5 protein-coding genes are annotated in these 2,613 nt (G+C 60.4%); 3 read left to right on the top strand and 2 right to left on the bottom strand.

The window, feature by feature from the left end:
• A partial coding sequence (locus EN879_RS31515; RefSeq protein ID WP_164774701.1) for a MipA/OmpV family protein occupies positions 1 to 198 on the top strand: 198 nt, incomplete at its 5' end.
• A 42-nt stretch (positions 199 to 240) separates the two neighbouring features.
• Positions 241 to 1,002 (top strand): response regulator transcription factor, encoded by a 762-nt coding sequence (locus tag EN879_RS31510; RefSeq protein WP_063167867.1) that lies wholly within the window; start codon positions 241 to 243, stop codon positions 1,000 to 1,002.
• Here EN879_RS31510 and EN879_RS40285 read toward each other — a convergent pair.
• Entirely contained in the window at positions 969 to 1,418 is a 450-nt protein-coding gene (locus EN879_RS40285; RefSeq protein WP_245441331.1) for a hypothetical protein, read from the bottom strand. The two genes, EN879_RS31510 and EN879_RS40285, sit on opposite strands and share 34 nt — an antisense overlap.
• A gap of 6 nt (positions 1,419 to 1,424) precedes the next feature.
• Here EN879_RS40285 and EN879_RS31505 point away from each other — a divergent pair, with 6 nt between their 5' ends.
• Entirely contained in the window at positions 1,425 to 2,324 is a 900-nt protein-coding gene (locus tag EN879_RS31505; protein WP_245441330.1) for a HAMP domain-containing sensor histidine kinase, read from the top strand.
• A 27-nt stretch (positions 2,325 to 2,351) separates the two neighbouring features.
• Here the strand turns inward: EN879_RS31505 and EN879_RS31500 are convergent.
• A partial coding sequence (locus EN879_RS31500; protein ID WP_127274508.1) for a M24 family metallopeptidase occupies positions 2,352 to 2,613 on the bottom strand: 262 nt, incomplete at its 5' end.

Genomic DNA, 2,613 nt, shown 5'->3' with positions numbered 1-2,613 from the left:
GGGCTGGCGCGCTATGATGCCGGCGCCGGTTTGAAGCGCGCCGATTTTTCGATTTCCGCCACATATATGCTCGACGAGAACTGGATGGTGCGCGGCGAAGCGGGGGTCGGCGTTCTCTTGGGTGACGCTGCCGACAGCCCCGTCGTCGTCGAAAAGATCCAGCCTTCAGGGATGCTTCTCGTCGGATATCGGTTCTGACGCCTACCCAGGGCACCAAATGCAAGCTGGACAAGCTCCGGAATGGCACAGCAACGGCACCAAAGCGATTTGAGCGCCGAATCCAGGTCGGCAAGGCAAGGTTCGCGCATCCTCATTGTCGAAGACGATCTGGAGATCGCACGCATGCTGGGCGACACGCTCACCGACAACGGCATGACTGTGGAAATTGCCGAGAGCGGCGTCCAGATGAATGCCGCGCTTCGCACCCAGAAATTCGATCTCATCGTGCTCGATGTCATGTTGCCGGGCGAAAACGGTCTCAACATCTGCCGCCGCCTTCGTGCCGCAACCAACATTCCGATCCTGATGCTGACCGCGCTCGGCGAGGAAATCGACCGCATCTTCGGGCTGGAAATCGGCGCGGACGACTATGTGACGAAACCGTTCAGCGCGCGTGAACTGACGGCCAGGATACGGGCGCTGCTGCGCCGTACAGCCTATGATCCCGACGAGCGGGACTGGTCGAAGGTACTTCGTTTCAACGGCTGGCGCCTTGATCCCATACGCCGGCAATTGCATGACCCCAACAATGCGCGGGTGACGACCACGACGCATGAATTCGACCTGTTGCTTGCGTTTTGTCGCAATGCAGGCCGGGTTCTCTCTCGTGAGGAACTTCTGGGCGTAACCCATGCCGGGCTCGCGGGGCCGATCGAGCGTAGCGTCGATGTCCATATCAGTCGAATCCGCAGGAAGATCGAAAAGGATGCGCGCGATCCGGTGCTTTTGAGGACCGTTCGGTTGGGTGGCTACATCTTCACCGCGACGGTGGAGGAAGCATAAGGGATTTCATCCGCCGTTTCTTGCCACAGTCCGTGCGTGGGCAGTTTGTGGCAATCATTTTCATCGCGGTGATCGTGATCATGTTCGTCGGTTCGGTCGTCGAGAGTTTCATAGAGAACGCCGATCTTCCCGCCGCGGAAGATAACGCCGGGCGTGCGGCCGTTGTTGCTGCCTTGTTGCAAGAAACGCCGGCGCAGGCGCGTGGCGCAATTCTGGCGACAGCAAAGCGGGCCGGCTTTGATTTCGAGATATTGCCCAAGGACCGGATAACCGGCATTCCCCAGTCCTATCTGCAATGGCGAAGTGTCGAATGGCTTTTGCGTATCGACAGGGGGACGGTTGAGGGACGCTGGATAAGGATCGGCGGCCGATACGCGTTTGTCATCGACCTCGACCAGCAGGACGTCCTGGCCCATTTCGGCATGCCCGATTCCTGGCTGACATCGGGCCTCGTCCGTGCCTCGTTCTACAGGTTCATGGCTTTCGTTGCCTTGCCCGTGCTGATCTGGCTGTTTGCGGTTTGGGCCGTGACGGATCCGTTGAAGCGCATCTCGGCGGCAGTCGGTTCGGCCGAGATCGAGAATGGCGACCAGCTCTTCGTCGAACACGGCTCCATTGAAATGGTGGGGTTGGCGCGCGCCCTGAACAGGATGAGGACGCGTATCCGCACGATGATCGAAAACCGCACGCGCATGTTGCGCAGCGTCAGTCATGATCTGCGCACGCCTTTGACGCGGCTGCGGCTTCGCGCCGAGCGCATGGATGATGGCCCAATCCGAACCGCAATCCTGTCCGATGTCCAGCACATCGAAATCTTGATCGATGAGACCCTTACCTACCTGCGCAACGATGTTTCGACGGAGAAGCTGCAGCGCGCCGATATTGCCAGCGTTCTGCAAACCGTCTGCGCCGAATTCTCCGATGTCGGATTTCCTGTCTCATATTCCGGGCCGGACCGGCTTCTGGGCTGGTGCAAGCCCAATGCATTGGCGCGTGCGATCGCCAATCTTTGCGACAACGGGGTCAAATTCGCTGGCAATGTCACGGTCGCCTTGACGGCGACCGGCACGGCGGCGCGCATCACGGTAGGGGACGACGGGCCGGGTATTCCGATGACGGCACGTGCCCGTGTTTTCGAACCATTCTTCAAGGAAGATGCGTCGCGCGGCATTGCGTCGAAGCATGGCTTCGGTCTGGGCCTCTCGATCGTTGCCGACATCGTCCAGGGGCACGGCGGCAGGATCGAATTGGAGGACAACCAGCCCAGCGGACTGGTCGTTACCATCGACCTGCCGAATGCCGCGGATGTGCAGTCGGCATAGACGGCCTCCCGCCGGGTAAGGTGCGCTCTAAGCCGGCAGGCCGGGGCGATCGAGCTTTTTGGGCGACAGCGTGAAAATCTCGCACCCTGTGTCGGTCACGCCGATCGTGTGCTCGTACTGCGCCGACAGCGAGCGGTCGCGCGTTACCGCGGTCCAGCCATCCGACAGAACCTTCACGTGCGGCCTGCCCAGATTGATCATCGGCTCGATGGTGAAGATCATGCCTGGCCGCATCTCGACGCCTTCATTGGCGCTGCCGTAATGCAGGATGTTCGGCGCGTCATGGAAC

Origin of the sequence: Mesorhizobium sp. M7A.F.Ca.AU.002.02.1.1 (assembly GCF_003998535.1) — a bacterium.
GTDB classification, from domain to species: Bacteria; Pseudomonadota; Alphaproteobacteria; order Rhizobiales; family Rhizobiaceae; genus Mesorhizobium; species Mesorhizobium ciceri.
Note: the sequence above shows the minus strand (reverse complement) of the source record. Positions and strands in the feature narration are given on the sequence as shown.